The organism is Paraburkholderia sp. CI3, from assembly GCF_050436505.1.
GTDB classification, from domain to species: domain Bacteria; phylum Pseudomonadota; class Gammaproteobacteria; order Burkholderiales; family Burkholderiaceae; genus Paraburkholderia; species Paraburkholderia tuberum.
In genome coordinates this window covers 89,948-116,009 of sequence record NZ_JBNDMI010000001.1, presented here as the reverse complement: position 1 = coordinate 116,009, position 26,062 = coordinate 89,948, and the positions used below count along the sequence as shown (strand labels likewise).

At 59.7% G+C, this 26,062-nt stretch carries 17 protein-coding genes and 5 pseudogenes; 16 read left to right on the top strand and 6 right to left on the bottom strand.

What is annotated here, in order from left to right; all coding sequences use genetic code 11:
• Positions 1-133: 133 nt before the first annotated feature.
• The 3 genes and pseudogenes from OKW29_RS00535 to OKW29_RS00525 all read left to right on the top strand — a co-directional run.
• Positions 134-679: pseudogene (locus OKW29_RS00535) on the top strand (IS6 family transposase); the annotation flags it as partial.
• Between the two features lie 956 nt (positions 680-1,635).
• Positions 1,636-2,916 (top strand): polyhydroxyalkanoate depolymerase, encoded by a 1,281-nt coding sequence (locus OKW29_RS00530; protein ID WP_429289897.1) that lies wholly within the window; start codon positions 1,636-1,638, stop codon positions 2,914-2,916.
• A gap of 653 nt (positions 2,917-3,569) precedes the next feature.
• On the top strand, positions 3,570-4,961 hold the full coding sequence (locus OKW29_RS00525) for a hypothetical protein (protein WP_429289548.1): 1,392 nt from the start codon (positions 3,570-3,572) through the stop codon (positions 4,959-4,961).
• Positions 4,962-5,616: 655 nt separating this feature from the next.
• Here OKW29_RS00525 and OKW29_RS00520 read toward each other — a convergent pair.
• Positions 5,617-6,753 (bottom strand): alpha/beta fold hydrolase, encoded by a 1,137-nt coding sequence (locus OKW29_RS00520; RefSeq protein WP_429289547.1) that lies wholly within the window; start codon positions 6,751-6,753, stop codon positions 5,617-5,619.
• 1,563 nt (positions 6,754-8,316) lie between these two features.
• Between OKW29_RS00520 and OKW29_RS00515 the strand changes: the two genes are divergently transcribed.
• The 10 genes and pseudogenes from OKW29_RS00515 to OKW29_RS00470 all read left to right on the top strand — a co-directional run bounded on the left by OKW29_RS00515 (position 8,317) and on the right by OKW29_RS00470 (position 15,228).
• Positions 8,317-9,123 carry an extracellular solute-binding protein gene (locus tag OKW29_RS00515; protein WP_429289546.1) on the top strand — a complete coding sequence of 269 codons (807 nt, stop codon included), beginning with the start codon at positions 8,317-8,319 and terminating at the stop codon, positions 9,121-9,123.
• Positions 9,124-9,175: 52 nt separating this feature from the next.
• A pseudogene (locus tag OKW29_RS00510) lies at positions 9,176-9,649 on the top strand (IS110 family transposase); the annotation flags it as partial.
• Between the two features lie 327 nt (positions 9,650-9,976).
• The gene (locus OKW29_RS00505; protein ID WP_429289545.1) at positions 9,977-10,375 is read left to right on the top strand and encodes a lysozyme inhibitor LprI family protein; all 399 of its coding nucleotides are present in this window, start codon (positions 9,977-9,979) and stop codon (positions 10,373-10,375) included.
• Positions 10,376-10,458: 83 nt separating this feature from the next.
• Positions 10,459-10,800, top strand: a pseudogene (locus tag OKW29_RS00500) (DDE-type integrase/transposase/recombinase); the annotation flags it as partial.
• Between the two features lie 39 nt (positions 10,801-10,839).
• Positions 10,840-11,130, top strand: coding sequence for a LysR substrate-binding domain-containing protein (locus OKW29_RS00495; RefSeq protein WP_429289544.1), 291 nt, complete (start codon positions 10,840-10,842; stop codon positions 11,128-11,130).
• 483 nt (positions 11,131-11,613) lie between these two features.
• Positions 11,614-12,378, top strand: a complete 765-nt coding sequence (locus OKW29_RS00490) for an aminotransferase class I/II-fold pyridoxal phosphate-dependent enzyme (RefSeq protein WP_429289543.1) — start codon at positions 11,614-11,616, stop codon at positions 12,376-12,378.
• A gap of 60 nt (positions 12,379-12,438) precedes the next feature.
• Positions 12,439-12,840 (top strand): annotated as a pseudogene (locus tag OKW29_RS00485) (hypothetical protein); the annotation flags it as partial.
• A complete protein-coding gene (locus tag OKW29_RS00480) occupies positions 12,812-13,678 on the top strand; it encodes an MBL fold metallo-hydrolase (protein ID WP_429289542.1) in 867 nt (288 codons plus the stop codon). The pseudogene OKW29_RS00485 and the gene OKW29_RS00480, both read left to right, overlap by 29 nt.
• On the top strand, positions 13,675-13,872 hold the full coding sequence (locus OKW29_RS00475; protein WP_429289541.1) for a hypothetical protein: 198 nt from the start codon (positions 13,675-13,677) through the stop codon (positions 13,870-13,872). Before OKW29_RS00480 ends, OKW29_RS00475 begins: the two co-directional genes overlap by 4 nt.
• Before the next feature lie 135 nt (positions 13,873-14,007).
• Positions 14,008-15,228 (top strand): condensation domain-containing protein, encoded by a 1,221-nt coding sequence (locus OKW29_RS00470; protein ID WP_429289540.1) that lies wholly within the window; start codon positions 14,008-14,010, stop codon positions 15,226-15,228.
• Positions 15,229-15,293: 65 nt separating this feature from the next.
• Here the strand turns inward: OKW29_RS00470 and OKW29_RS00465 are convergent.
• A pseudogene (locus OKW29_RS00465) lies at positions 15,294-15,407 on the bottom strand (IS6 family transposase); the annotation flags it as partial.
• Here OKW29_RS00465 and OKW29_RS00460 point away from each other — a divergent pair.
• Complete coding sequence (locus tag OKW29_RS00460) at positions 15,400-15,966, top strand: hypothetical protein (RefSeq protein ID WP_429289539.1); 567 nt, start codon at positions 15,400-15,402, stop codon at positions 15,964-15,966. The pseudogene OKW29_RS00465 and the gene OKW29_RS00460 sit on opposite strands and share 8 nt — an antisense overlap.
• 436 nt (positions 15,967-16,402) lie before the next feature.
• Here OKW29_RS00460 and OKW29_RS00455 read toward each other — a convergent pair whose 3' ends face one another.
• The 3 genes from OKW29_RS00455 to OKW29_RS00445 all read right to left on the bottom strand — a co-directional run bounded on the left by OKW29_RS00455 (position 16,403) and on the right by OKW29_RS00445 (position 22,552).
• Positions 16,403-17,626 (bottom strand): YopJ family acetyltransferase, encoded by a 1,224-nt coding sequence (locus tag OKW29_RS00455; RefSeq protein WP_429289538.1) that lies wholly within the window; start codon positions 17,624-17,626, stop codon positions 16,403-16,405.
• Positions 17,627-18,574: 948 nt separating this feature from the next.
• Positions 18,575-19,855 (bottom strand): hypothetical protein, encoded by a 1,281-nt coding sequence (locus tag OKW29_RS00450; protein ID WP_429289537.1) that lies wholly within the window; start codon positions 19,853-19,855, stop codon positions 18,575-18,577.
• 861 nt (positions 19,856-20,716) lie between these two features.
• Entirely contained in the window at positions 20,717-22,552 is a 1,836-nt protein-coding gene (locus tag OKW29_RS00445; RefSeq protein ID WP_429289536.1) for an HAD hydrolase family protein, read from the bottom strand.
• A 545-nt stretch (positions 22,553-23,097) separates the two neighbouring features.
• On the opposite strand from OKW29_RS00445, the gene OKW29_RS00440 reads away from it, so the two are divergent.
• Together OKW29_RS00440 and OKW29_RS00435 are read left to right on the top strand one after the other, a co-directional pair.
• Positions 23,098-23,385 carry a DUF1330 domain-containing protein gene (locus OKW29_RS00440; protein WP_429289535.1) on the top strand — a complete coding sequence of 96 codons (288 nt, stop codon included), beginning with the start codon at positions 23,098-23,100 and terminating at the stop codon, positions 23,383-23,385.
• A 214-nt stretch (positions 23,386-23,599) separates the two neighbouring features.
• Positions 23,600-24,220 carry an MlaC/ttg2D family ABC transporter substrate-binding protein gene (locus OKW29_RS00435; RefSeq protein WP_429289534.1) on the top strand — a complete coding sequence of 207 codons (621 nt, stop codon included), beginning with the start codon at positions 23,600-23,602 and terminating at the stop codon, positions 24,218-24,220.
• Positions 24,221-24,638: 418 nt separating this feature from the next.
• Here OKW29_RS00435 and OKW29_RS00430 read toward each other — a convergent pair whose 3' ends face one another.
• Positions 24,639-25,901: an IS110 family transposase gene (locus OKW29_RS00430; RefSeq protein ID WP_429289533.1), complete on the bottom strand. Its 1,263-nt coding sequence runs from the start codon at positions 25,899-25,901 to the stop codon at positions 24,639-24,641.
• Positions 25,902-26,062: the final 161 nt, after the last annotated feature.

Genomic DNA, 26,062 nt, shown 5'->3' with positions numbered 1-26,062 from the left:
ATCACAGGTCGCAAAACGAAGCCACATGTCACGTCGGCATTGATAAGTTGGCGCCGGGGTCGACGAATATAATGGGGCATGAAGAAAGGCTCTAATAATCATATAGCCGGCCTCCCTCCGTTCGAGGGCTCTGGTGCAAATATTTACGCCGGAGTTCGTCAAACGGTGGAACCGCTTTGGCAGGCTCACCGGCCAGTCGTGGCGTGTCGACGAGACTTACCTCAAGCTGCGCGGCAAGTGGGTCTATCTTTATCGAGCGGTGGATCGGGCGGGTCAGCCAGTAGACTTCATGCTCAGCGCCAGGCGCGACGTGAAGGCGGCAAAAGCCTTTTTCAGGAAGGCACTCAAACATCAGGGCCAGCCACCGAAAACCATCACGCTTGATGGCTATGCCGCCTCGCACCGCGCCGTGCGCGAGATGAAGGTCGATGGCTTGCTGCCTGAGGACACGACGGTCCGATCCTCGAAATATCTCAACAATCTGGTCCAGCAGGATCACCGCAACATCAAGTCCCGGACGAAAGTCATGCTCGGCTTCAAACGTTTCAGGAACGCAGCGATCACTCTCTCAGGTATTGAGTTGGTCCATGGTATTCGCAAGGGCCAGTTCAGCCTCGCGAAGCTCGGCCTCAAAGATACCGCTGCGCCCGCAGTCTGGGAGGCCGTCCTGTCTTCTTGATGAGGTCTCCTTTCTATAGCAAAAATATCGTTCAGATTGTCTATTTGCACCAGAGCCTCGGCGCGCGTCTACCGACGCGCAAGATTGAATCACAGGAACACGAACGCGTGATCATCGCCAATCTCGTGAACTTGTGGAATTTGTTCGGCAGGACGGCTTGCGTCAAAAATGGATAGTTGCGTCCGCAGCAATCGGATTTCTACCTTCCGAACAAAGCCGCGCCTTATCATCAATCCGACCGCTATCGTCTCACCTGTTTGGATCTTGCGCGTCTGGCTTACGTCGCACTCACGATCGCCGATTGACGCAAGATTGAAGCGCGCATCATGATGCAGGAAAACGAAGCGATCACAGTCATTTACCGCGCCACGACTTGGGTTACAAACGGGCAACCCGGGTTACAACCTTTGACTGGCAAGATGTATATCGATCCGGGTTTAATACGTCTCAGTCGGCCTTATCCTTCACACCGACTTTTAAACCTAAGGAGTTTCTAATGAAGAAGTCGTTTGTTTTCGCCGCGTCCCTCGCAATCGTAAATTTTTTCCTCTTTAACGCGCAAGCCGCTACCGCCGCCGTGTTCCACGGGCGCATCTGAATGCGTGCGTACCGCTAGCGCGGATACGCATGTAAAGCGGCGCCAGGCGCGGAGGGTCTCGTGCCTGGCGCCGCCATGTCTTCCACGTAGACCAGAAACTCGCAGGGCGCTTCTTGCGTACGGCTTCGAACCGCGCGCCGCCCCGTGAAATTACCAGGCGGCGGGTGGCCTGCCAGGGTTCGGCTCCCGGGCTTACCCCGAGAGAAAAAGCGGCCAAATGAGTGAAATTCATTGCCCCCTTGCCATATCAAATAAGCATTGTATCGATGCTAAACATGTATTTTCACTATATCGGTCGCACGCCTAATGTGCAGTTATCCGATGAACGTATGACTGGCCGAGGAGCTGTGAAATGTTGATGCCTTACCAACTACGTGAGCTGCACGGCGCGGCCTGGGCACCCTTCCTTCCATGGCTTCGTGCCACCGCAAGCCTCTTTGCGCCGTCGGATTTTCCGTCCGCGCTACCTGCTCGCCAATTCGCGGCAGGCTGCGACCTACTGGTGCGGCTCTGCCAACCTTATACGAAGCCGGTATTCGGCCTGACACAGACCACGATCGGTGGCCAGTCGGTCGCGGTGAGCGAAACGGTCGTGCTGGACAAGCCCTTCTGCCGGCTGCTGCACTTCGAGCGCGCCGTCCACCCCATGCACCCGGTCGTGCTGGTCGTCGCGCCGCTGTCCGGCCACCACGCGACGCTACTGCGCGAAACGGTGCGCACGATGCTGCCGGACTTCGACGTCTATGTCACAGACTGGTGCGACGCCCGCGCTGTACCGCTCACCGAGGGACCGTTCGGTCTCGACGACTATGTCGCGTACCTGCGCGAGTTCCTTTCCCTCCTGGGACCGGACATTCACATTGTGTCGATCTGTCAGTCGACCGTGCCGGTGCTGGCTGCCGTGTCGCTGATGGCGGCGAGTGGCGAGGCGACGCCTCATAGCATGACCTTGATGGGCGGTCCAGTCGATGCCCGCCGCAGCCCTACGGCCGTCAACCACCTGGCGGTCAGCAAGTCGCTCGGGTGGTTTGAGCGAGAGCTGATAGACACGGTGCCGGGCCGTTACCCTGGTGCCGGCCGCAAGGTGTATCCGGGCTTTCTGCAACACGCGGCGTTCGTGGCGATGAATCCGGAGCGTCACATGGCTTCGCACCTGAACTACTACTTCGACGTGTCTTCCGGTGACGCCGAGGCAGCGGAAGCACATCGCCGCTTTTACGACGAATACAACGCGGTGCTCGATATGGCGGCCCACTATTATCTTGAGACGGTTCGGGTAGTCTTTCAGGAGTTCCGTCTCGCGCGCGGCACCTGGCAGGTGGACGGTGAGCCCGTACGTCCCCAGGCCATCCGCGATACCGCCCTGATCACCGTGGAAGGGGAACGGGACGATATTTGCGGGCCGGGCCAGACCCATGCCGCGCATGATCTTTGCACGGGGCTCGATGGCCCGCGCAGGCATCAGTTGACGATCCGCGGCTGCGGTCACTATGGGCTTTTTTCCGGAGGCGTCTGGCGCTCCGAGCTGTATCCGCGCCTGCGCCAGCTGATCCATCAGCTCGACGCGTCCGCAGCAGGCGAGCAGTCGTGCCCGTTGCTCACACCGCGTGACGGCACAGCAATCCCGTGCGCCAATTGACCAAAATGGTAGTGTCACGCTGCTGGAGTGCGCGCAAGCGAAAATGTTTAACATTAGGATCGCTATGTTATGCGGAGAAGCGATCCAGCATGGGATTGCCCGTTACGGGGCGTACGTGAGTTCAATGCCGCGCGCAGCCAGCAACTCCTCGACCACGCGAAGGCTCTACGGAAAACGGTAGTACGACCACGCCGCATAGCTGATCACGTCGGGCGCGAACCGGTAGCCGGCATAAGAAATGGCGTCGGTGGCAGGTGGGTTGTGTTGCAGGGTGGCTCGTGTCATGCCCCGGATTGTCGCCGCATTTCCGTCAACACGCCAACAACGTGAGAATGCCGGTGTGACCAGTGCCATACGCTGTCCGGCGCGCACCAACCGAAATAGCTGACGGATGTCAAGTTGGCGTGAGGATCGCACCCACTGGTTCGGTGCTTCTTAAGTCGCTCTGTCGACCCATTCGTTGCTGCGAAAAGTTGCGGCTCCGCCGAACAAAGGCTGGACGCTAAGCGATAGGTGGCGCGAAGCGAGCATCCCGGTCCTGCTCGCTTTGTCACCGCAAATACCACCGGCTACACCTGAGCGGCAAACGCACAGCTACGCTCATGTCTTTGAGAAGCGAGTTCGCGCTAACAACCATTTATGAGGTACCGGCTATGCGGTTTGTGACGGAGTGGATCGGGACCGCAAAGGATTGGATCGTTGAACCTGAGCCGGACGCGGCCGATCTGAAGAAGGGGACGCCCGACTCGAAATCCAAGGCTCAGCCGTCGCCCCCGTCCGGACTCCTTTTGGCGCGACCTGGCCGTCCGTCTTCATCGGTGTCTCGGCAACCGCGCAACGGAGAAGCTTTACCCAATTCCAAAACGGTGCTCGCCTTCACCGCGCTATCCGCTTTGGCAACTCGAGGGTTGGCGCAGCCGTTTGTAGCGAACGGCGAGATCAGCGCGGACTCGCCGCCAGAAGGAACAGTATTTACCACGCCGCGACATGTTCACCTTGAGCAAACGCTGTTTCCCCAGTGTTTGCCGCAGGCCGTCGCGAATCCAGTCGGCAAGCTCCCACCTGATGGCGACACGGCCAGCGCGATGTTCGCCTCCATTGCGGACGTGACGCGGATTCTGTTGCCGGGACGGGTTCCGTCCGACCCTGCCCCAACGGATGCCAGGTATCGGGATATAGCGCCGCTGATGGCCTATTACCAGGGTGAGGAGACAGGTGCCGTTTTCGGCTCCCCGGTTGCTTACTTGAACGCGGAAGAACGCGCGTCTCTGAGAGTTACGATCAAGGACGGCCGGTTGTATAACGTTGCCGGCCAGCAGGTCGATACGCAGCGTGCGCGCACCGCACACGGCAATGCCGGGCGCGCCATCTTCGTCATGAGCTACGACGGAGAGGTCTACGTGTCCTGCAACCATAAGCCTGGCCAATTTCACCATTCGAGCTTCCTGGCAGGCAAGCCGGTTGCAGCGGCAGGAGAGATTCAGGTTGAGCATGGCGAGGTGAAACTGGTCAATCGGATGAGCGGACATTATCAGCCAACCGCCGAGCAATTGAATCAGTTTGTCGATCATCTCCACGCACAGGGCGTACACGACTTTACGGTGATTCAGGGGTTGGATACGACGGGTGCAGGCCGGCCCGGCTCCATGCAATGGTTGCGAAACGTCATCATGCTTACGGGTGCCGGCATAATGGCTGCTCAGAAGATTGCTCATGCGCAACGCAGGAGACTCGACCAAAAACTCGGCCAGCTTTCTCCCGATGCATTGACCCTTGTGCGCATCGTTGCGCTGCGAGGCCCCCGCTTCGATTCTGAGGTGACGCGGACTGCAATGGGACTCAGCGAGGCGCAGATGAACGCCTTGGTGGAGGAGTTGTCCAGAGCAAATCTGTTCGGGGCCGAGTTTGCCGAGAACGATCGCGTAGTTAGCCATATCCGGGATTCAATACCGGACGACGAACGGGCCAAACTAAGGGTTCTGATGCGACTGATCTTCGATGGTGATCGACCGCATCGAGGTAGGAGAGCCTGCGAGAAACGATGAATGGTGGTGACCAGACGTGCGATACGAAGATGCGTTTCGTTTAGCGACTGTGTCGGAACGCAGCAAACGAGCGCAACCACAGCGCGATGCGCAGCGACCGCGCTTGACCGTTTTACATCCACGCGGGTTCTCTGGAATATCGGGATGCATGTTCCGGTTGAAGATGCACTTGCGATTGGCCCGGCAGTCGTAGACACCGTCCAGGCTCATCGTTGAGCCTTGCCGCAGTTGTCTGCGAACTCCAACGCCATGCGCGAGTGATTCTTCGCAACCCTGGAGTGTGGGCTGCTGGCACGCACTCATTTCGATACGCATGAGTAGGCGCGGCATGAGATCTGCTCATTCGTCGAGGGCTGATACAACACCGCCCGCCTCCATAGCAGCCTGAAGTATCGCTCGCCCCTCGCCTACGAATAGCTGCACGCTGCAAAAACAGCGACGTTGTCCACCTGCGGGTTGGCCACCGTCGGGCAGCGTCACGGTCGGGACAGGCGACCCGCCGCCCCGCCGTGGACAACCCGCAGCATCATCTCAAATGGAGATCTGCCACCGGCCTAGATTCAATTGCAGAACTGTCCGCGAAAGCGGGGTATCCCCAAGCGCCCTATTGTCCATGCGCGCACGAACCCCGCTCAGCTTGCGGAGCAGGACTGCGTCAACACTTGTACTCGAGAAGCTCCGCCAGTCTGTCCGGTACGTCGATCATCACATCGTGCCCCGCGTCTACATCTATCGTGTTCCACGACGGATCTACCGCGAGCGCTTCATAGAATCCGGTAAAAGGAGAATCGTGCCAACCGGTTGCCAGAATATAGGTCTTCCTGGCGATCTTCGACGACATGCCTGTCAGCCTGATCCTTTCGCAAAACGTCGCGAGAGGCTGGGGCGAGCATTTCGCATTGACCCAGGGCTGATCCTCCTGTTTGACGCCAAAGATGGCGGCAGGCGGCGGCGGAATGGAAAAACCATCGTTATCCGCAGCCCGACCGAGTTGCGTCGCGACAAAATCGGCGCGAGTATGATCAAAGACAGATTGCCCGTTCTCGGGGACGAAAGCATCCAAATAAACGAGCGCGCCCACCGCGGCGGGTCGCTGGTCGGCAACCCCGGTAATGACCATGCCGCCATAGGAATGACCGCAAAGAACAACGTTGTCGAGACTCTCGACGTCGATCAAGCTCACGACGTCCTGAATATGAGTGCTTAAATTAATAGAGCCACTCAAATGATGAACATGCTCTCCGAGCCCGGTCAATGTCGGCACGAGCACCGTATGACCGCGCGCACGCAGTCTTGAAGCGACCCGACTCCAACACCACGCTCCATGCCAGGCACCGTGGACCAGCACGAAAGTCTTCGCATCCCGATGGCGTCTTTCCATGCTGCGCACAGAGCCAGCTGCCATCGCGTTTGCAGGATGCTGACCTTGTTCATCGATTACCATACCGATTTCCCCAATATGCGCCGCCTGGTATTCGTTCGTCGTATTTTCCAATTCCCTTTCCTCGTACAGACCGCTTAGTGCCATCAATGCCGGACATGGGACTGAGCAACGCGGATTTCGGTTGCCCAGCACGTTCACGAACGGTGGAGCGGTCAAGGTAGCAAAGCGACGCTTCCCACGGCTGTAACCAATGGTGAACTGCATTGCGAAAAATGCAGTTTCGGCCAGTCCGAGCGTTTTTCCGTGCACGGGTTCGCACTTTCGCTCAGCTGATTGCGGGTTTCGATGGTGATCGACCGCATCGAGGTTGGGAGAGCCTGCTGGAAAGGCTAATTGGCGACTAGCCAAGATGTGCCTCGCTTCTGAAATGCGTCTGAATGCTGTGAACGAACGCAACCACGGCGCGAGGCGCCGGAGAGTAAACGCGATTATCGGACGGGAGTTCAGTTGTGGCAGGTGTGAGCGGGTAAGAGAGCTGCGTTACCGCTGCTCCCTTCCCGAAGAACCGTAAAGCAATTTATATCGCACACGGCTCAGGCACGGCTAAAGTATCAAACGTCAAAATATCGGTCTTGCCATCCAGCGCAAGCCTTCGCTGATGTCGTAGCATCTCATTGCTGAGACGAGCGTGCTGAACTGCAGCAAGACAGTCTCTTCCAAGCTTCTCTACATCGAACCGAAGATATTGGCCTGGGACAGCCACACTTCGCGGAAGTCTGTGCACTTTCGGGCCAAGGCAAAGTTCGAACCCTTATGCGGGACCCAGCAAAGTACGCGCGATTTCCGATCACGTCCAGCACTCCGCCATCGTGGTTCCAGCTGGCAGATGCTCGGTCACGAGCGCGCACACCATCTGCTCAACCTTTGCTGCGCGCGTGCTTCGCCGAGCCAGGGTTGCGCCCGGATGATCAAGGCGACGGCAATGAACGCCTCGCAAAGGATGTCTTTTGCTTCGTCCCGGTGTCATGCGCGTCCTGCCACCGGTTCCGGGAGGCTGACAGTTAGGGATGAGGGCGTTGATGGGTCATGCGGACCACTCCCTCATGGCGCGTCTTCGTGCCCGCCAGCGGTTCCCGTTCATGTCATGACGCCGGAGGTTGTCACGCCCGGCGACGATTCGCCGCTGCAAGCGGCGGGACGCTCGCTTGCGTCCGCGCACCGGTGGTTCGACGTCCTTCGGGACACCGGTCAAGGATCGCGCGGGCGTTGCCCGGCGCGTTGTCATGCAATTTCATGCGTTGTCGTCTCCGTCAGCGTGACAGGCGATGGTCAGGCAGAAACACTCGCCACGCGCCGTCGTCGTGCTGGAAGAAAAAGAATACGAGGAGCCGTTCCGCACGTAGCGCCTCAATCCGGACATATCGCGAGCCTCGCGTGCGACCAAACCGAACCACCCGAAGCTGCGTTCCGGAACACAGCAGAAGCCATTTCTCAACCAGTGTACGGAGCCGAATGCCCTGCGGTGTTCATCCACGCCTCCTTCATTTCTTTCGTGAAGTTTCACCTATGTGCAACAAACGTTCATTGGCGCAACACCGTTTCCGAGGGGAAACGTTTGGCGCGGTTCGAAACCTTTTCGCGCGGCTCGAGAATTGCGATGCATCGCTCGGGTTGGCTTTGCCGGCCGACGCTTCTATTCACGCATAGGCCAGTCGCCAGTCCCGTGCTTCGCTCCGGCACCTTGAAACCGACCCTTTTTGTCTATTGAGAGAATGCGTTGCGGCCGCGCTGGCGTGTCTGTGCGCGGCGGGTACGGCGCACGCCGACGTCCGTTCGTGCCTTGTTTCTATGGTTTTGAGAGTTGCCGTTCCCAAAACAATTTGAAATATAACGCCGCGTGTTGGTGTTTGCAGTGGTGTCGGCATAGAACGTGGACCAACCGTCGCTGACACCTTTCGAAATGGAGACATCATGCTTAGGAAACTCACGAGATTCCTGCTGGCCGCGCTAATTCCGGCCGTCCTCGCGATTCCTCTCTCTGCACACGAGGATCTCGATCCGTCGATAAAGCACAATGCCCATGACGGTGTTGTCCGGCTTTACGGTGCTGGCGGGCCGGACACTGCATTCAGGAAGGTTGCGGCGGCGTTCACCACTGAAACGGGCATCAAGGTTGAAGTGACGGGTGGCCCCGAGCCAACCTGGTCGAAGAAGGCTCAAGCGGACGCCGACATCTTGTGGGGCACTGCGGAGGAGGATATGACCGCGCTGTTGGAGACCTACAACAATTTTTCCTGGGACGACGTGACGCCGATTTACATCCGCCCGGCGATCGTCGCAGTCAAGAAAGGTAATCCCAAGGGGATTCACAGGTTCGAGGACCTGCTTAAAGATGGCATGCGGATTGTGGTCACCGAGGGTGCAGGCGTTGCCAATACGTCCGGCACAGGAGTTTGGGAGGATGTTGCCGGTCGCACAGGACGCCTCGACGATGTGAAGCGGTTCCGCAAGAACATTGTCGGCTTCGGAAAAGGAAGCGGTCCGAGCTTCAGGATGTTCGTCGACAAGGACGCGGATGCATGGATCACCTGGCCAGACTGGCCGATCACGCATTCAGAAAAGGCTGACTACGTCGTGTTGGCCAAGGAACGTACGATCTGGCGCGACGTCAATGTTGTCCTTGCGTCTGACGCGGACCCCGAGGCAAAACAATTCCTTGACTTCCTGAACAGCGACCGTGGTGCCGCCATCATGAAGACCGAGGGCTGGGTGCGCTGAGTGCATGGACGGGTTGCAGCACAATCCCCATCGTTCGACGACAGGTTTCGCCCACAGTCTCGTCAAAGCCAGTACCGAAGAAGTCATCCGGGCGCTGACCGGCAACTGCGCGAGGAACACCTGCTCGTCCTCGCGCAGGCGCTGGCGCTGGCGATGTTCGACAGCGTCGCCCAGCGCATCCTCGAGTGCGACGCGAAGACAGAGGCGCTGCTGGTCCCGCTCGAGCGTCACGACGTCGAACTGGCTGGTCCGGACAAGAAGCGCCAAAAGAAGACCCCGCGGTTCGACGCGCGTGCCGCGCTCGCGCGCTGGGCGGGCGTGGACCTCACGCGCATCAACGGCCTGTCCGTGGCAACTGTGATGACCATCCCCGCCGGGATCGGCCCGGACCTGAGCCGCTTTGCCAGCGTCAAGCACCCGACCCTTCGCCAACCATGCAAGGCAGGCACCGAAAATGGCAGCGATGAGCCTGTCGCGCGGCGACTCGGCGCTCGGTGCGTTCTACCGCCGGCTATGCGCCCGTATGCGCTTCCTGAAAAGTTGCATCTAGCCTTTTCCCAAGTAAATGAATGGTTGCTGTTGTAACCGCCCAACTGGATTTGCAACAATGTTTCCAGGAAAAAATTGCGCGTCAGAGACCGACTGCGAATTCATGCGTGATAAAGCGAAATCTTGCGCGCCGCATAGTGAACACACCCGTACGCTTGTGGACAGAGCCATGCGAATTCGCGTCGGTAACGTCGGGAATTGATCGACGGCTTCGTCGGCCGCATCCGTCAATGTCTGCGATTGCGGCGATGATGAGCATGGTCGGCTCATGCAACAAACCCAAACTGATCAGAAAGGAATGCTTGTGCGTTACGCGATTGCAATTCTCACGTTTGCGCTGCTCGGCACGTCTCGATACGCGCACGCAGGCGCCGGCAACTGTGCGCAGGCAGGCGACCAGGCGAACATGAATGCCTGTGCTGACCGCAGTTTCAAGGAAGCCGACCGTGAACTGAACAAGGTGTATCAAGCCTTGATGGGCCATATGAGCGAACCAGCGATGGCTAACCTGTTACGCGCGCAACGCGCCTGGCTTGCCTGGCGCGATGCGCAGTGCGCGTTCGACACGAAGAACGCCCAAGGCGGCAGCGCTGGTTTCATGGCTTATTCGATGTGTCTCACTGCACTTACCGAGGCACAGACGAAACATCTCGCGAAGCAGCTCAATTGCCCGGAGGGCGATATCACGTGCTCCAGGCATTGACTGATCAATAGTCGAAGACGGCGTTTACGGGGCTCTGTCGTAATAAAGGCTGAGGCAAAATTCGGCGGACCAAAATTGAGCGTCGGGCCCATCGTGACAAGGCAACTTCGCGTCGCTATTTCGAGAAGGTCATCAGTCAGAACGGCGAGCCGGAGACCATCACTGTGGATAAGAGCGGAGCCAATCTGGTCGCCCCGCAAGCCATCAACGCCGAACGGGAAACACCCATCAAAGTCCGCCGGGTCAAATACCTGAACAACATGGTCGACCAAAACCATCGCGCCAGCAAGCGGATCGTCAAACCGATGATGGGCTTCAAGGATTTTCGTTGCGACCGCGTCATTCTGTCGGGCATCGAAGTGATGCATGTGATCAGGAAGGGGCTGATGAAAGACGTTGGCATCCAGCGGACTGCCGCCAGCTGAACAGGCTGACAGGCGCGCTTGACGGAACCTGTCGCCCGCGTGCGCTTGACATGTGCAACGGGCATTGTCCGCATGGCGCTTGATGCTCTGTTGCCGTCGTTTCTCGCCCAGCATCCCAACATCGACATCGATCTCTTGACCTCCAACCGGTATGTCGATCTCGTCGAAGAAGGCTACGACATAGCATTGCGCAGTCACACGGAGCCGCTGCAAAGCTCGCCGCTGATCGCGCGGCCTGTCGCGCAGACGCGCGTCGTGCTGGTTGCGAGTCTCACTTTCTTCGCGCATGGACCTCCCGCCGAACGTATGAACTGGACGGCGTGGCCGTGATGCAATTGGCGCGCCGCGATAGCGGCAGCACCTGGCTGCTCCACGCGTCAGATGGCCGCACCGCGACCGTGTCGTATCATGCGCGTCTACGCTGCAATGACGCGCCGCTTGCAAGGCTCGCGGCGATGGCAGGCCTCGGCGTCGTCCGCGCTGCCGTCGCCGATGTGCAAGACCGAACTCCTACGCGCTACTTGTGCGCGTACTGCCCGACTGGCACATCCCACGCGGCACGCTCAGGCTCGTGTTCCCGTCGCATCGCGGCATGACCCAGGCGATGGGCGCAACCGTCGACTTCCTCGCCGAAGGACTGCCGGCATATCTCGACGACTGGGTACCATGTGGTGCCCCGCGCGCTCCATACAACGCGCAGAGCGACACTGCGGCTTTCACATCGTTTCCGTGCGGAAACAGTTTTACGCCCTGAGCCGTCTTTTTCGTCTTGCCACCGATGCGTACGATGACGCTCGTCCAAGGAGCGATCAGGTGGCAAATTCGTTATCCCATGTCGAGCGCCGCACTTCGCAACGCGCGCGCGTGCTGAACGGTTCGGCGACTCGAGAAATTCTCAAGCTAACCGAACGGCCGCAAATGATTTCGTTTGCGGGCGGCATTCCGTCACACACTGCTTTTCCACTCGCCGCGCTGCGCGATGCGACGACACGCGCGGTGCACGCGCCCGACGCCGATCTATTCCAGTGCAGCACCATAGACGGCTACGCACGGTTGCGCGGATGGATCGCGCGCGAGCACTCCACTGCCCAGCATATGGTCTCGCCATCCAATGTGCTGATCGCGAACGGTTCCCAGCAGGCGCTCGATCTGGTCGGCAAGGTTCTCGTCGATCCGCAAGCTGCGGTGCTGGTCGAATGTCCGACCTATCTCGGCGCATTGCAGTCGCTGTCGCTTTACGAACCCGAATTCGTAAACGTGCAGACGGACGAATACGGCATCGTGTCGAAGGCGCTCGAATGCATCGAACCCGAACGCGTGGCACTGCTGTATTTGCAGCCCAACTTCCAGAACCCCACAGACGCGCATCTGTCGTTCCAGCGGTGCAAGAACGTCGCGAAGAATGCGCACAGCATGGGGCTGATCGTAATCGAAGACGACCCCTATGCCGCGCTCGCGTTCGACGGCAAGCGGTTGCCGTCTGTCCACTCCATGGCGCCGGACAACGTGACATTGAATCGGTGCTGGCGCGTGCGCCGCGGCTCACCCTCGTTGGCATCGACATTTCGCCGACGATGACAGCCGCAGCCCGCGAACGCAACGCCCGCGCCTCTTGCGCGCGGACGCGTCGCGCTTACGACGGCAGACGTCGCCAGCATTCCCTACGCAAACGCGTCGTTCGACGAGGCCATCACGATCAACAGCGTCTATTTCTGGCCGGATTTGCAGGTGAACCCGCGCGAACTCCGCCGCATGCGGCGTGACGACGGCCAGTTGGTCATCGCCGCGATGACGCCCGAAACGTCGCTAACGATGCCGTTCAACCAGCACCACTTTCGCGTCTACGAGCCCACCACTTTTCGCGAAGCCTGCTTCGAAGCCGGTTTTCGACCACGTGCAGATCGGACGCTATGTCGATCACACGCCATCGGCGGCAACGCCCACTGCGCAACGCGCATTCTTTCTCGTGCGCGCCACGTGCATCTAGTGCATTACGTTTCAGGAGTGTTCAATGTTTCCCCAGGTTCAATCCTTTCATGACGCGGTGACGGGCACCGTCAGTCATATCGTTTACGCGGGCGCGGGTTCGTCTTGCGCGGTGATCGACCCCGTGCTCGACTACGATGCCGCATCGGGACGCACATCGACGGCTTCGCTCGATCGCATTGTCGCGTTTATCGGCGAGCAGCAATTGAGCGTCGCCTGGATTCTCGAAACGCATGCGCATGCAGACCACCTGTCGGGCGCTGCGGAACTCAAGCGCCAGGCAGGTGGCGAGATCGCGATCGGTGGCAATATCGCCGACGTCCGTTCGATGTTCTCGACGACATTTGATCTCAGCGGCAGCCACGGCTTCGACCATCTGTTCGTACCCAATGAAGTGTTCGCAATTGGCGCACTGCGAGCGCGGGCCATACCGACGCCGGGGCACACGCCCGTCGATTCCGCGTATCTGATAGGTGATGCGCTCTTTGTTGGCGATACGCTGTTCATGCCCGACCTGGGCACGGCACGTTGCGATTTTCCGGGCGGCGACGCACGTTCGCTGTATGCGTCGATCCGGCGGTTGCTCGCACTTCCTGAGACGACCCGCGTATTCGTCTGTCATGACTATCCGCCTGCAGGGCGGGACGTGCGCGTTTGTACAACCATTGGCGAACAGCGGCTGCACAACATTCACGTGCGCGATGGCATCAGCGAGTGCGACTTCGTCACGATGCGCACGGCAAGAGACCGGACGCTGAAATTGCCTGCCTTGCTATTCCCAGCAATGCAAGTGAATCTTCGAGGGGGCCGTCTCCCGGAGCGCGAATCCAACGGTCGGCGCTATCTGAAGGTTCCCCTCGACGAGGCCCCGCTCACAGGGGAGGTATCGTGATCTGGTGGCTTCGACGTCTTTATCCGCGCATAGGGCGGCGTCCTGAGCGCGAAACCATCGGGTCTGCAGCGGCCAACGATGCGATTTTGCGCGCGGTCACCATCGTTGCACCGGACAAGCTGGACTTCACGCCCAGCGACGACGGAATCGAACTTAGGCGCTACTGGTTGCTTTCTATGGCCGCAGCGTATTGACCACGCTTGCACTACCTCTTGCGGCGAAAGGTTGATTCACGCTCGACACACAGTCTCAATGCAGGTTGAGGTTCAGCAATTACGGAATTCGCTACCTTCCATCTATCCGATATGTCAAACTCCGAACAAAACTCCATGGAACAGGGTGCATCGCCCCATTTCCTGATGCGTGAACTGGGCGCCTTCGAACGGTTCCTGTGGGCTACCGATCGCACCTTTCCGAAACATTTTCTTCTGGTGCTGCAGGTCGACGGTCTGCCTTTAAGCGAGGCCTCTCTCCGCGCCGCCCTGACCGCGGCTCAGCAGAGACATCCATTATTGCGAGTCAGTATCATCAGTGACTCGGGAATGCCGCCCCGATTCGTCTCAACCGACGAGCCTATCCCGTTTCAGGTGGATCACCAGATCGGGGAGGGAGCATGGCTCGATACAGCGGCACTCGAGCTCGCCACTCCTTTCAACGCGGAGCGCGGACCATTGCTACGGGTACGCCTCCTTCAAAACGAATCGGTGTCGCATATGATGCTGGCGGTTCACCACGCCATTGGCGACGGACTGTCCGCTGCCTATCTTGCGAGGGATATTCTGGAATCGGTGGAGCACGCCTTTCGCCCAGCGCTGCCGGTCCGCGCGAGTCTCGATCGATTGATCGGTCAACCGTTCGATGCTCCGCGGCTTCATGATGTATCGACGACATCGGCTCACATGTCTTCGCAACTGCCCGCGATCACAATGTTTTCATTCCCGCCCGACGCCGTCGATGAACTGGTTTTGCGCTGCCACCACGAACAAACCACTCTTCACAGCGCCGTGATGGCCGCCGCGCTCATTGCAATGGAGGGCCCATTGCGAAGCTGTCTCTCACCCATCAATGCACGTGACCATTTGCCTTCAATTGAAGACGACTTGGGCTTATACATCACGTCGGGTGTCACTTCGGTCGTCGCAGCCGAGCCCAACAGTTTCTGGGAGATTGCGCGAGCCGTCCGACTGCAGTTAGATCGGTCGCGCACGGTGGAACACTTGCACAACGCTGTCACGGCGATGCGTTCGATAGTGTCGAACATCAAGAACGACAATGATGCGAGGGAGTTATGGGCCTCGCTTCCCCGTGAGCTCGGCTACCAGGCTGTACTTTCGAATCTGGGACGCCTCCCTTTCGCCACTTCAGCGTCTGGTTTCCGTGTCAGCGCGGCCTACCTCTTGCTGAACGTAGAAGCGGTTCCTGTTGTTGGTCTTGTGACAGCAGGCGGTCGCCTATCGGTCAGCATGAGTACATCGGCCGGCGACGATCACAGGTCGTGGTTCTGGCGTTTCGAGCACTTGTTGTCTCTCGCGGCCGGTTGTATCCGTTAAAGCAGTCAGGATGGCATTGTCAAGTTATCGAAATCGGGAAACTCGTTAGCATAACTGCTCACTGATCAGAAACTGATAGACGGATTTTGGGCGAGCCCGGTGAATCCGCGCCAGGCAACAAACCGCGCTACAAGCTGTTTGCGATACAGTGAAGCGCGCAGCAGATGCCGCTTGGAGGCCATCCCGGAGATCGCCCATGCCCCGGCGCTCCTCGACCCAGGCGTGAGCCGCGACGACATCACGAATTACGCAAGCGGCGGTGCCGAGCCCGTGCTGCGGGCGGCGCTCATTCAGTCAGGCTTCACTCACGGTGCAGTCGCCTATATGGCGCGCGGCGGCGACGAGGCGCTGCGGGCGGTGCTCACCCATGGTCCGATGCTCCTCGGAGCAGGCGTGAGCCGCGACGAGATCCCGGATTACGCACTCAGCGGCGCCGCAGCCGTGCGGGCCGCAGCAAGCGGCGGCCCTCGCGCGCCGGCCGTGGCGAGGCGGATATCTCAGACGGATACACGGACGCCAGAAGAGATCGCCCGCACCGCAAACCTGCACCGTCGAGGGCTACAGCGAGGACTCGACGATTTGCCTGCCATGTGGCAAAGCCTCGGCCAAACCGTAGGTACCGAAGAACAACAGCAACGGGCAAGGACATTCGTGTCCCGGTTGCAGGGTGTTGAGGGGGCCCTTCGTCGACAAGACTGGGGCGCTCTTCGCGACGCGGCTCACGCCAATCCAGGATGATGCCTTTTTCGATTACGAAGCCGACCGGATCAGCGGGCTTGATTACAATTCTATTGCAGAGCAGTTGTCGATCGTATTCCGCAGAGTCCCCGACTGACAAGGTCGAGCATCGTGCGAGGGCCGTAACGGGTGAGGCGCACCTTTCCCTGTCTCCCCGGGGACGTTTGAGACAGAGCGCTTTGACCGATCAGGTGACGGCGTGCCGCGCGAGCGTCCGGTACACGGGGCGGATTCAAACGGTCGCTCGGTACGGCCACTCCCGTACAGGTATTCGGCCTTATGCGAAGCTTTCCATAAGGCCGTACTGCTGCCATTAACAGCCGTTGGGCAGTTTGGGCCGAACGGCTTTTCATGGCCAACTGTACGCGTCCAGCACCCATCACCGGAAGTCGCCGTTCGAAAACATTCGTCCTGCGCCAGCGGCAGCTTCGTGGCGTCATCGCTCAGACGGACGTTTAGACGCGTCAAGCAAGGTGAACTCGCAGTTCGGATTGCGCAGCGCAGCGGCCAGCTCCCGCGCGCTGTTGTCGCCGATCTTCCGCGAAGTCCGCAATACCCCCGCCGCTATTCGGGATTCGAAATAGTCGATAGCTTGTTTAATGAAAAGTAGTCGCTTGGCTTCTATGGATCCGCTGTAGGTGCGTTCTTTGAAGGAGCGGTCCTTGCGAGTAACGACATTCGATTCGAATCGCTCCTTTAGCGTCTTCCCGAGCTTGTTGACCGGCCGATTTGCGTCGCTTCGCTTTGCGGTGATTTCCTTCAGCCTCTTGCGGGATTGCATGTGCTTGCTGAATGACAGAGGCAATATCTCGCATCCATGCTCAAATACGTCCAATCCCAACTTGTCCTTTTTCGTCGCGCCTTCCGCGATGGGTCGTCCGGATAGCTGGAGGCGGTGCCAATCGACGAAGCGATTCGCGTGATCAGCCATTTTTTTTCCGTGAGACAGACTAAAAATCGTGCAGTCTGAAGGGCTGTTTTGCGATTCCGTTACAAAAAGCGAACTCTTGTTCGTGTGATTCGATTTGGATATGAAACGACAATGCACGAGAGTAAACAAAGCAAGTTCAACGGTATCGACGGCGATTAGGGATACCTTCCCATTTTCTTTGTAGATGTCGACCACGAAATGGTGGACAGTTTCCCGGGGAAAATGAGCGCGTATTACTGCGCGCTGATGAAAAACGTCCTCTGTGCGGCCGTCGACATGTTCGGCCAAATGATCTGGCGAATCGAAATAAAGTAATTTTAGACCAGGGTTGAGGGCGTTCTGCGCTTCCACGAGCAGTGGAAGGCATTTCATATCACCATCCGATTCGTCAGGCTGGTATCCATTCGCCGTCGCATCCTCGACATTCTTCTTGTGATTTTTCAGATCGGCTATGGCGCTTTCACAGCGTCGCAGCTCCTCCGGGTCCAACGCAGTATTTTGCCCTGATGCGTTTGTGCAATGGATTCCGTCCGAAGTGATCGTGGGCAACGGAGGCCTGCGAGAAGTGCTGCGTGTTCCAGTGAGCTTAGATAAAGTTTGCATTCTCAGTAGCGAATCTGCCGAAGTGCGCGTTTTTCCTGCTGGTGGATCGATCTCTTGATTTTGAGGCAATTCCTCCACACGACTTGTTAGCGCGCTCTGTTTGCGTCCTGGCAAGGCAGTCGGCATGGCCCTGCGTGTGGACGCCTCCCCGGTCGGGGGGGACGAACCGACAGATGGCAGATTCGACAACACTCCCCGGATTGCACCATACGTCGCGACTACCCGGGGGCGGCTGGTCGATGGGCCCGAATCGGCCGACGTCCCCGCACCAGCCTGCGTATCCGGAAGAACCTGCGAGCACGATCTATTGGTCAGGGGTGGAAGCGGCATTTAAGCAACACCTTGGTGACGGTGGGAACAAGGCTCATGTATACCGCAGTGCCTTGCGTGCGGCTTCTTATGGAGCGAAGAAAACGTCAACCATGCGAACCTGGCAAGAGGGCCCGTTCGCAACCACGAACATGCTTGAGTGGTTATTTCGCTCGCAGGCCGAAGCACCCTGCGTCGATGAAGCGACGAGGTAATTGGCGGCCAATGGTCTGCTATGTGAGTCGAGCCGACATTCGAATGACCGTTTGAGCGCACCGGCGAACGGCAGGAGTTGGCCGGACCCGGTCCGATAGCTGAATTGAGAATCGCTTGCCGGCCCGCAGCGGATGATCGTCGCAAGTCGCCCCTCTCCGGCCGTTGGTGCTCGCGAGAGGCAAATGGCGGCTTCCAGGTGCAACGGTCATTCGTGCCTTCGTTGTCGGTCGGCAATTGCACGGCCTTTGCGGTCGTTAGTCCATCAACAAGTCAACTGCCGGTATGGTTTGCTCAGCTGACAACCAGGGCCCTCACGAGTTGCTGGCGCGTGCGCATGGTAACGCCCGGCGCATTCCATGCAGCATCAAGGCCCTCGCTGAGCTGGGCAAAGTGAGGGGCGGCAGTGGCCTGACGATGGGTGCCTGTAGCTTATCCAGACGCGCCTGACAGGCCTGCAGGCGGAGCAATGCTGCTTCTCCCCGACTCTTCTCGGGTTGCGCCGCAATCAGGCGGCTATCCGGGTCGCAAGCCGCATAGCGTCGCTCCTCATCAATCGACAAGAAAGGCTCGGCCCAACGTATGCGCCAACGTACGCAACTCCGCTTCGGCCTCGCCAATCCCGTTCCATCTCAGGTCAAGCGAGGTGAGCTTGCAGTCCGGATCGCTCAACGCGGCGGCCAGCGCCCGCGCGCCCGCTTCGCGAATATCGTTGTCGCCGACGTCAAGCGAGGTGAGCTTGCAGTCCGGATCGCGCAGCGCGGCGGCCAGCGCCTGCGCGTCCTCGTCGTCAATCCCGTTCGAACTCAGGTGAAGCGAGGTGAGCTTGCAGTCCGGATGACGCAGCGCGTCGGCCAGCGCCTGCACGCCCGCGGCGCCAAACTTGTTCCCACTCAGGTCAAGCGAGGTGAGCTTGCAGTTTGGATCGCGCAGCGCGTCGGCCAGCGCCTGCACGCCCGCGGCGCCAAACTTGTTCCCACTCAGGTCAAGCGAGGTGAGCTTGCAGTTTGGATCGCGCAGCGCGGCGGCCAGCTCCTGCGCGGCCTCGGCGCCAATGTTGTTCGCGCTCAGGTCTAGCGAGGTGAGCTTGCAGTCCGGATGGCGCAGCGCGTCGGCCAGCGCCCGCGCGCCCTCGACGCCAATCCCGTTCCCTCTCAGGTCTAGCGAGGTGAGCGTGCAGTCCGGATGGCGCAGCGCGGCGGCCAGCTCCTGCGCGCCCTCGTCGCCAATCTTGTTCAATCCCAGGTCAAGCGAGGTGAGCTTGCAGTTCGGAAGGCGCAGCGCGGCGGCCAGCTCCTGCGCGCCCTCGTGGCCAATCCTGTTCAAACTCAGGTCAAGCGAGGTGAGCTTGCAGTTCGGATGGCACAGCGCGTCGGCCAGCGCCCCCGCGCCCGCGTCGCCAATCTTGTTCAATCCAAGGTTAAGCGAGGTGAGCTGCTTGCAGTTCGGATGGCGCAGCGCGGCGGCCAGCTTCCGCGCGCCCTCGTCGCGAATCAGGTTATTTCCCAGGTCAAGCGAGGTGAGCTGCTTGCAGTTCGGATGGCGCAGCGCGTCGGCTAGCTTCAGCGCGCCCTTGTCGCCAATCTTCAGCGACCTCGGCGACAGATCAAGTGTTTTCAGCAGGGGATATTTCCCTTCTTCAATCGTTTGCAAGACCCCGATGTTTTTGCCGCGGAGTGACGTAACCTCAGCGTTCGCCAGGGCGTTCAACAGAGGACTTGTTTGCCCGAGCAGTTTGCGTACCTCGGGACCGCCCTCTTTGGCGATTTTGCCAAGCAGTTCGGGGGGTAAGTCAGTCAGCCCCAAAGGCCGGCCTGGCAAGGCAGTCGGCATGGCCCTGCGTGTGGACGCCTCCCCGGTCGGGGGGGACGAACCGACAGATGGCAGATTCGACAACACTCCCCGGATTGCACCATACGTCGCGACTACCCGGGGGCGGCTGGTCGATGGGCCCGAATCGGCCGACGTCCCCGCACCAGCCTGCGTATCCGGAAGAACCTGCGAGCACGATCTATTGGTCAGGGGTGGAAGCGGCATTTAAGCAACACCTTGGTGACGGTGGGAACAAGGCTCATGTATACCGCGGTGCCTTGCGTGCGGCTTCTTATGGAGCGAAGAAAACGTCAACCATGCGAACCTGGCAAGAGGGCCCGTTCGCAACCACGAACATGCTTGAGTGGTTATTTCGCTCGCAGGCCGAAGCACCCTGCGTCGATGAAGCGACGAGGTAATTGGCGGCCAATGGTCTGCTATGTGAGTCGAGCCGACATTCGAATGACCGTTTGAGCGCACCGGCGAACGGCAGGAGTTGGCCGATTGCGCCAGTTCAGCGAACTCTCTCCAGAGGGGGCATTGGAGTCGTCATCGGCAATTTTCCTGCAGGTTGGGTCAATGCGTACTTCCGGCCAGGAGCGGCTATTCATACCAAGGCGCGGACCGTCATTGGAACGGCCGATTCTGGGGGCGGCCGGTCGAGCCGTCGCGACGAAGGACATGTAATTGAAGTGCCGATTCGCCCGGAGGCTCATGTTGTCAAACGAGCAGACATCCTATGGCGAGAAAAGGAGATGCGCCGGAATTCTCATCGCATGAAGTTGTTCGCACAGTGTGAATGCCTACGTCGATGCCCGGGTCACGCCAGCGCCCGTCGTGTTGCCGAAACGCTGCCATGGACCCGCAGTTCTGGAAGCGCCGCTACGCAGCCGAAACTGGGAGGCAAGGGTTGTCCGGCTGTGTGTACCGGCGCTCTACCGCTGCGCGGACTTTTGCACGCGCCGTACCGGCGTCAGTGTCGTCAGCGCAATTCGACTCGATGGCGCGGGTTTCGTCGGCGAGGCCTCGGTCGCCGATGACGTCCTCGAACCAGCGCGAATAGTCGCCGCGGCGCAGATGAAAGAGCCACGTTTCCGCATCCACGCCATCGCCAATTTCGAGGAACAGCACCAGATTGTGCGCGCGCAGGTTCAGACGGTTCTCCGGGCCGCGGAAGTAAAAGCTCCGCTCGGGGATCAGTAGACCCTCCGCGTACCTCCGGACGTGACGTCGGTGTTCAAGATGCCCCGGCTCGATCGTAACGACCCGCGGCGTGCCAGCGTCGGAATCGAACCGGCAAAACAGCGCTTCTCCACCACGAAGGGAGACGTCGTGCGCATCCGGCGCGGGACGGCCCGCGGCCTGTGCGAAGCTCTGGACAGTCTCCTGCGGCGCCGCACCCACCACGAGCAGCGTATCGACCTGCGAGAGGAGGGCCGGAGATACGTGGTGTGGATGAACCGTGATCGCTAGCGCCGTTTCGAGTCGCCTGGGCAGGGCCAAGTCGGCGACATCGGCGGAGGCTGGAAACAGATGATGAGCCTCGTCGAACATCAGCCAGTGCGGACGGCCGGTTTCGACGCGCATCTCCTGAAGACGCGCGAGCAAGGACGCGCAAAACCGCGCGCGCTCATCGAGCGCGACACGCATGAGATTGACGATCACGCTCTGGTCAGGACGGCGCAACACCTGAAGCACCTCGTCGGTCGAGGGCAGATGATCAGCGTCGCCGCGCACCTGTACGTTGTCGAAACTTCCATAGTCGCCTTCGGGATCGATGACGCAGAACTGATAGCCTGCTTCCGCGATGCGCTCGAGCAAGCTGGTCGCGACCGTCGACTTTCCGCCGCCCGAGGTGCCGGCGAGCAGACACACGGTGCCATAAGGGGCGAGCCTCACTTCGACTTCCGGCTCGCGCCCCGCCTCGCGTCCGAGCAGGATGGCGCGCTTGGCGCCCAGCCGCGGCAGTCCAGCCAGGTCGTCGGCCAGGATGTGGCCCACCAGTTCTATGACGCCCCGCCCGTGCTCACCCAGCGTGACGAAATCGGCTTTTGCCTTTAGCGCCGGCAGTGCGTTCGCGACGGCCACCGCGACCTCGCCATATTCGAGGAGCGGGTGATCGTTCTCGGCATCGCCGATAGCGACGACGTTACGCGGGGAGAACCCCAGCTCGTCGAGTGCCGCGGCAAGCCCCGATGCCTTCGTCATACCTGGTGGCAAGATCATTACCGCATCGCCATTGAACACGATGTGAAGGTCAAGGCCGAGCTCGCGGATTGCCTCCAGCGCCTCTACTTCATGCGGCTTTACCGTATCGACTATGACGGCGCCGACGCCAAGATGGTTCACGCCGCGCCGGCGCATCGCATCTACAAAGGCCGGCACCGGCGGCGGGCCAAGCAGACGTTGCTCCTCGGTGGCTGGATCGAACAGCACGCCGCCGTTTTCCGCGACGACGCGCGAAAACTGATCGAGCCGGTCGCAAACTCTGCGCAGGTCGTCAAGGTGCCGGCCGGTCACGAGAATGACGTGGCGACCCGAAGCATGCAGGCGCTCTATCGCATCCCACGTCTCGCGCGCAACGCGCCCGCCTTCCGCCAAAGTGTTGTCGTAGTCTGTCGCAACCGCAATGAATCGCATATCGACCTCCTTCCACGTCTTCCTGACCTCGGCCGGGCACTCGTGCGAGATAGAGAGCAGCAGGCTGCCATTTTGCACGTCGTTTCTTTGGGGCCATCGTTCTGTCAGGAAGTTTCGTGCCCGCCCGGCGTGGTTCGCGAGTCCGTTGCAGGCATCGTCTGGCAAGACGGTCCGGCATCGTCTTGTCATCTCGGGAATAGCCTTGAATTGCGCCAACTTGCGAACGCATCTTTAATGAAAGCGAGCCCGGCCTGACCGGCGAGCGCGTACGCCTGCTCTTCGGTCATCCAGAATCGAACGCTGGCTGCGTCATGCCGGATGTAGGCATCAGTGGCCTGGGCGGCCAATCACTCGCGCATGCAGCGCGAATCTGTTCATCATAAGATCGGCCTCGGCTAGGGACGGCCGCTCAGCCAGAGTTCGCGACCGCCCGCTTTCTGGGTCTGCCGGCGACGCTGATCAACCGTCTAACCGCATTCGACCAACAGCGCGGCTCCATCGAAAGACGTGGCACCGGGGCACGGACTGGCCGATCGTTATGGTTGTCCCCAAAAAAAATGGGGCCGCTTCGGAACTCTCGTGTCATCATCTCTTGCACCATTCCCACTGCAGGAGCACATGCCATGGCAACCTATATTGTCTTCACGCGAGAAAGCACGCAGGATCAGAGCGAGCTCGGCACTTACCTAAGTGCGGTCGGCGAGACCCTTAAAGGTCACCCAATCAAGATTCTGGCTGCCTACGGACCTCAGCAGGTGCTTGAAGGTGACTCGCCGGAGGGTGTCGTAATCGTGGAGTTTCCGACCACGGCGGCCGCGCGTGCATGGTATGACAGCCCGGCCTATCAGGAGGTTGCACAGCACCGTTTCAAGGCGGCGCGCTATCGCGCAGTACTCGTCGAGGGTGTCTGACGAAGGTCGTGAACAATCGGCGGATTGCAGCACTCATGAGTTCCGCAGCGGTTACCTGATCTTTCTACCGCATCTGTCGGGCGGGAGCACGGAGATAATTCTGCGCGGCGTTCGATCGGCTCGCGGCACGAAATTGACCCGGCGCGACATGACTGGACGTAGGCAGAGCACCCATGTATTGCGTGCAGTGAAGGATCAGACAAGGTTTGCGCATATGAAGAATCTTTTTCTGTTGCCTCTTTGCGCGGCGTTTTTCTTGCTCGGCGTGGCGTATGCGGAAGTCGACCAGTCAGACCCGCGAGCGCTGATCAAGACTGCGACGCAGCAGATACTCGACGAGGTACGGGACCGGGCGATCCAGCCGAACGATATCCCCCGCATCATGGATATCGTGAACCGGGACATTCTTCCTTACACCGATTTTCGACGCACGACCTCGCTCGCGATGGGGCGTTACTGGAGAACGGCGACGCCTGCGCAGCAGCAAGAGGTGGTCAAGCAGTTCAAGATGCTTCTGATTTACACGTATTCAGGTGCCGTGGGTCAGCTCCGTGCGGATCAACGGATCGACTATCCGCCTTCCCACTTCGCGCCGACCGATGAGGATGTGGTGGTGCGCACAGTTGCGGACAGGAACGGACAGCCGGGGGAGATTGACTACCGTTTGTACAAGACCCCGGAAGGGTGGCGTCTATATGATCTGAACGTCCTCGGCGTTTGGCTGATCCAAACCTATCGGCAGCAGTTCAGCGACAAGATCAAGCAAAGCGGCGTGGACGGTCTGATCCAGTTTCTCACTGAGCGGAACCAGCAGCTTGCTTCGAGCAAACGGTAAAAGACGCTTCAGTGCGGTCACAATAGATGAATAGGCTTGATCGATATTCGAGAGCCACGGTGATTGCGGCAGAATGGGTGATACGTCCGGACGCGGCTCGAGCCGACATTCGCCAGCGCGGTTGCGGTGCCGTTCGAGCGGCAGATCTGGCTCGTAATCGGACGTCGAGTCCGCGTGACGTTGAATGGCCGAGTCACGCCCTGAGGTGGTCCGTCAAGTGTTTTTGAACGGGAGCCTGTTCTTCCGAAGCCCTCCCGGTTTGACCTGCACGTTGCTGGCCGGGCGAGTTGCCCACCGCCGGCCAGCGTCATGGTCGTAGCACGCGACCCGCTGGCCGGCCGTGGACAACTCGCGACATCACGTCAAATCGAAGCCACCGGGACCCGGAACGAGCTGCGTAACCGTCGACCGGAAAGGGTTACCCCGGAAGCCCGAGGTGCTGGAGGAGTGACGAACCACGCTTCCTGAGGGCGTTGAGGTAGACGCTCTCGTCGTACCGTGTTCCGGTCTGCCAGCAGCGATAGAGGATCCGTATCCACTTGAACGCCAACGCCCTGACGGCGGCCTGATACGAACTGCCCTTCGCACGCTGTTGCCGATAATAGGCGCCCGCCCAGAACGATTTGTTGATGGTCTGGCCCGCCCATTCAACGAAGGTCTGGCGCAGGAATGTCGGGCACTGCCAGCGCCAGTGCACCCAGCACTTCTTGCCGCTGCGTTCGGTGACCGGCGCGATGCCGGAGTACTTCTGCAGTTCATCAGCGCCCCTGAAGCGGTCACGTTGCTCGCCGAATGCAGCCAGCAGACGAGGCGTCAGATGCGGACCTGCGCCGGGCAAGCTGTCAAACAGGTCGAAGTCGGGCAGCGTTCGTGCGACTGCCGCGATTTCCTTATCGAACACGTCGATCGCAGCGAGCGCTGTGCGCAGTTGCGCCACCAACGTCAGCGCGAGCAACCGGTGAGGTGCAACGATACCGGGATCGTCAGTCAGCGACACAGCGCAACGGATCGATTCCAGACGTCCCTCGATCAGTCTGGCCCGGCGACAGTTGTGCGCATGGAAGAACGTTTCAAGGGTCTTTCTGTTCGCGCGCCTGACTGCTGGCAGAATTGGCCAGCGGGTCAGGAAATCACAAAACAGCACCGTGTCGATGTCCTCGAACCATTCCAGGGCTTGAGGGTAATACTGCTTGAGTGCGCTGGTTAGCCGGTTAGTGAATCGGGTCTTGTCGCCAACCAGTTCACGACGCTGCTCGATCAGGCTCAGCAAGGAACGCATGCCGGCGCTCTGCGGCCGGAGCGGGGCAAACCGCTCCGGATGGCGCAGCAGCAGGTCGAGTGCCAGTTCGGCATCAGTAGGATCGTCCTTGGCCCGGCTCGGCTTGAACGCCTCGCGGTACTTCGCGAGCATTGCGGGGTTGATCGGGAACAGTGTGACGAACGCATGTTTCTGCAACACAGAGACGATCGGCCCTCTGGCCAGCTCAAGCGCGATCGCGACGGGACCACCAAAGCGCTGATATAACGCCTTTGCCCATTCATCAATGCGTGTAACCTGGTGAGGGATGCAGTCGAACTCGCGCCTGTCGTCGCCAGCCTGCTGCAGGCAGATGTCATGTTTGGTATCGGCCCAGTCGATGCCGACGAAAGCCTTGAATTGCTGGTTCGATAGCGGTGCCATGTGAACCTCAGCAAGTGATAGATTACCCGGTAGGGACATGCATGCTTGCGTTCAGCGAAGGCAATATAGTGAGCCGGTGCGACGGCGAACCCTGAGTATTCGTTATCGAGCGCAAGCGCACCCGTGGACTCGAAGCTAACTCGGCAATCGTCCAGCGTTTG

Bases quoted from the DNA above. Each gene is read 5' to 3' on its own strand.
- OKW29_RS00480 (WP_429289542.1), top strand. From the start codon at position 12,812: ATGTTTCCCCAGGTTCAATCCTTTCATGACGCGGTGACGGGCACCGTC.
- OKW29_RS00525 (WP_429289548.1), top strand. From the start codon at position 3,570: ATGCGGTTTGTGACGGAGTGGATCGGGACCGCAAAGGATTGGATCGTT.
- OKW29_RS00530 (WP_429289897.1), top strand. From the start codon at position 1,636: ATGCCTTACCAACTACGTGAGCTGCACGGCGCGGCCTGGGCACCCTTC.
- OKW29_RS00440 (WP_429289535.1), top strand. From the start codon at position 23,098: ATGGCAACCTATATTGTCTTCACGCGAGAAAGCACGCAGGATCAGAGC.
- OKW29_RS00430 (WP_429289533.1), bottom strand. From the start codon at position 25,901: ATGGCACCGCTATCGAACCAGCAATTCAAGGCTTTCGTCGGCATCGAC.
- OKW29_RS00435 (WP_429289534.1), top strand. From the start codon at position 23,600: ATGAAGAATCTTTTTCTGTTGCCTCTTTGCGCGGCGTTTTTCTTGCTC.
- OKW29_RS00470 (WP_429289540.1), top strand. From the start codon at position 14,008: ATGGAACAGGGTGCATCGCCCCATTTCCTGATGCGTGAACTGGGCGCC.
- OKW29_RS00455 (WP_429289538.1), bottom strand. From the start codon at position 17,626: ATGCCGACTGCCTTGCCAGGACGCAAACAGAGCGCGCTAACAAGTCGT.
- OKW29_RS00515 (WP_429289546.1), top strand. From the start codon at position 8,317: ATGCTTAGGAAACTCACGAGATTCCTGCTGGCCGCGCTAATTCCGGCC.
- OKW29_RS00450 (WP_429289537.1), bottom strand. From the start codon at position 19,855: ATGCCGACTGCCTTGCCAGGCCGGCCTTTGGGGCTGACTGACTTACCC.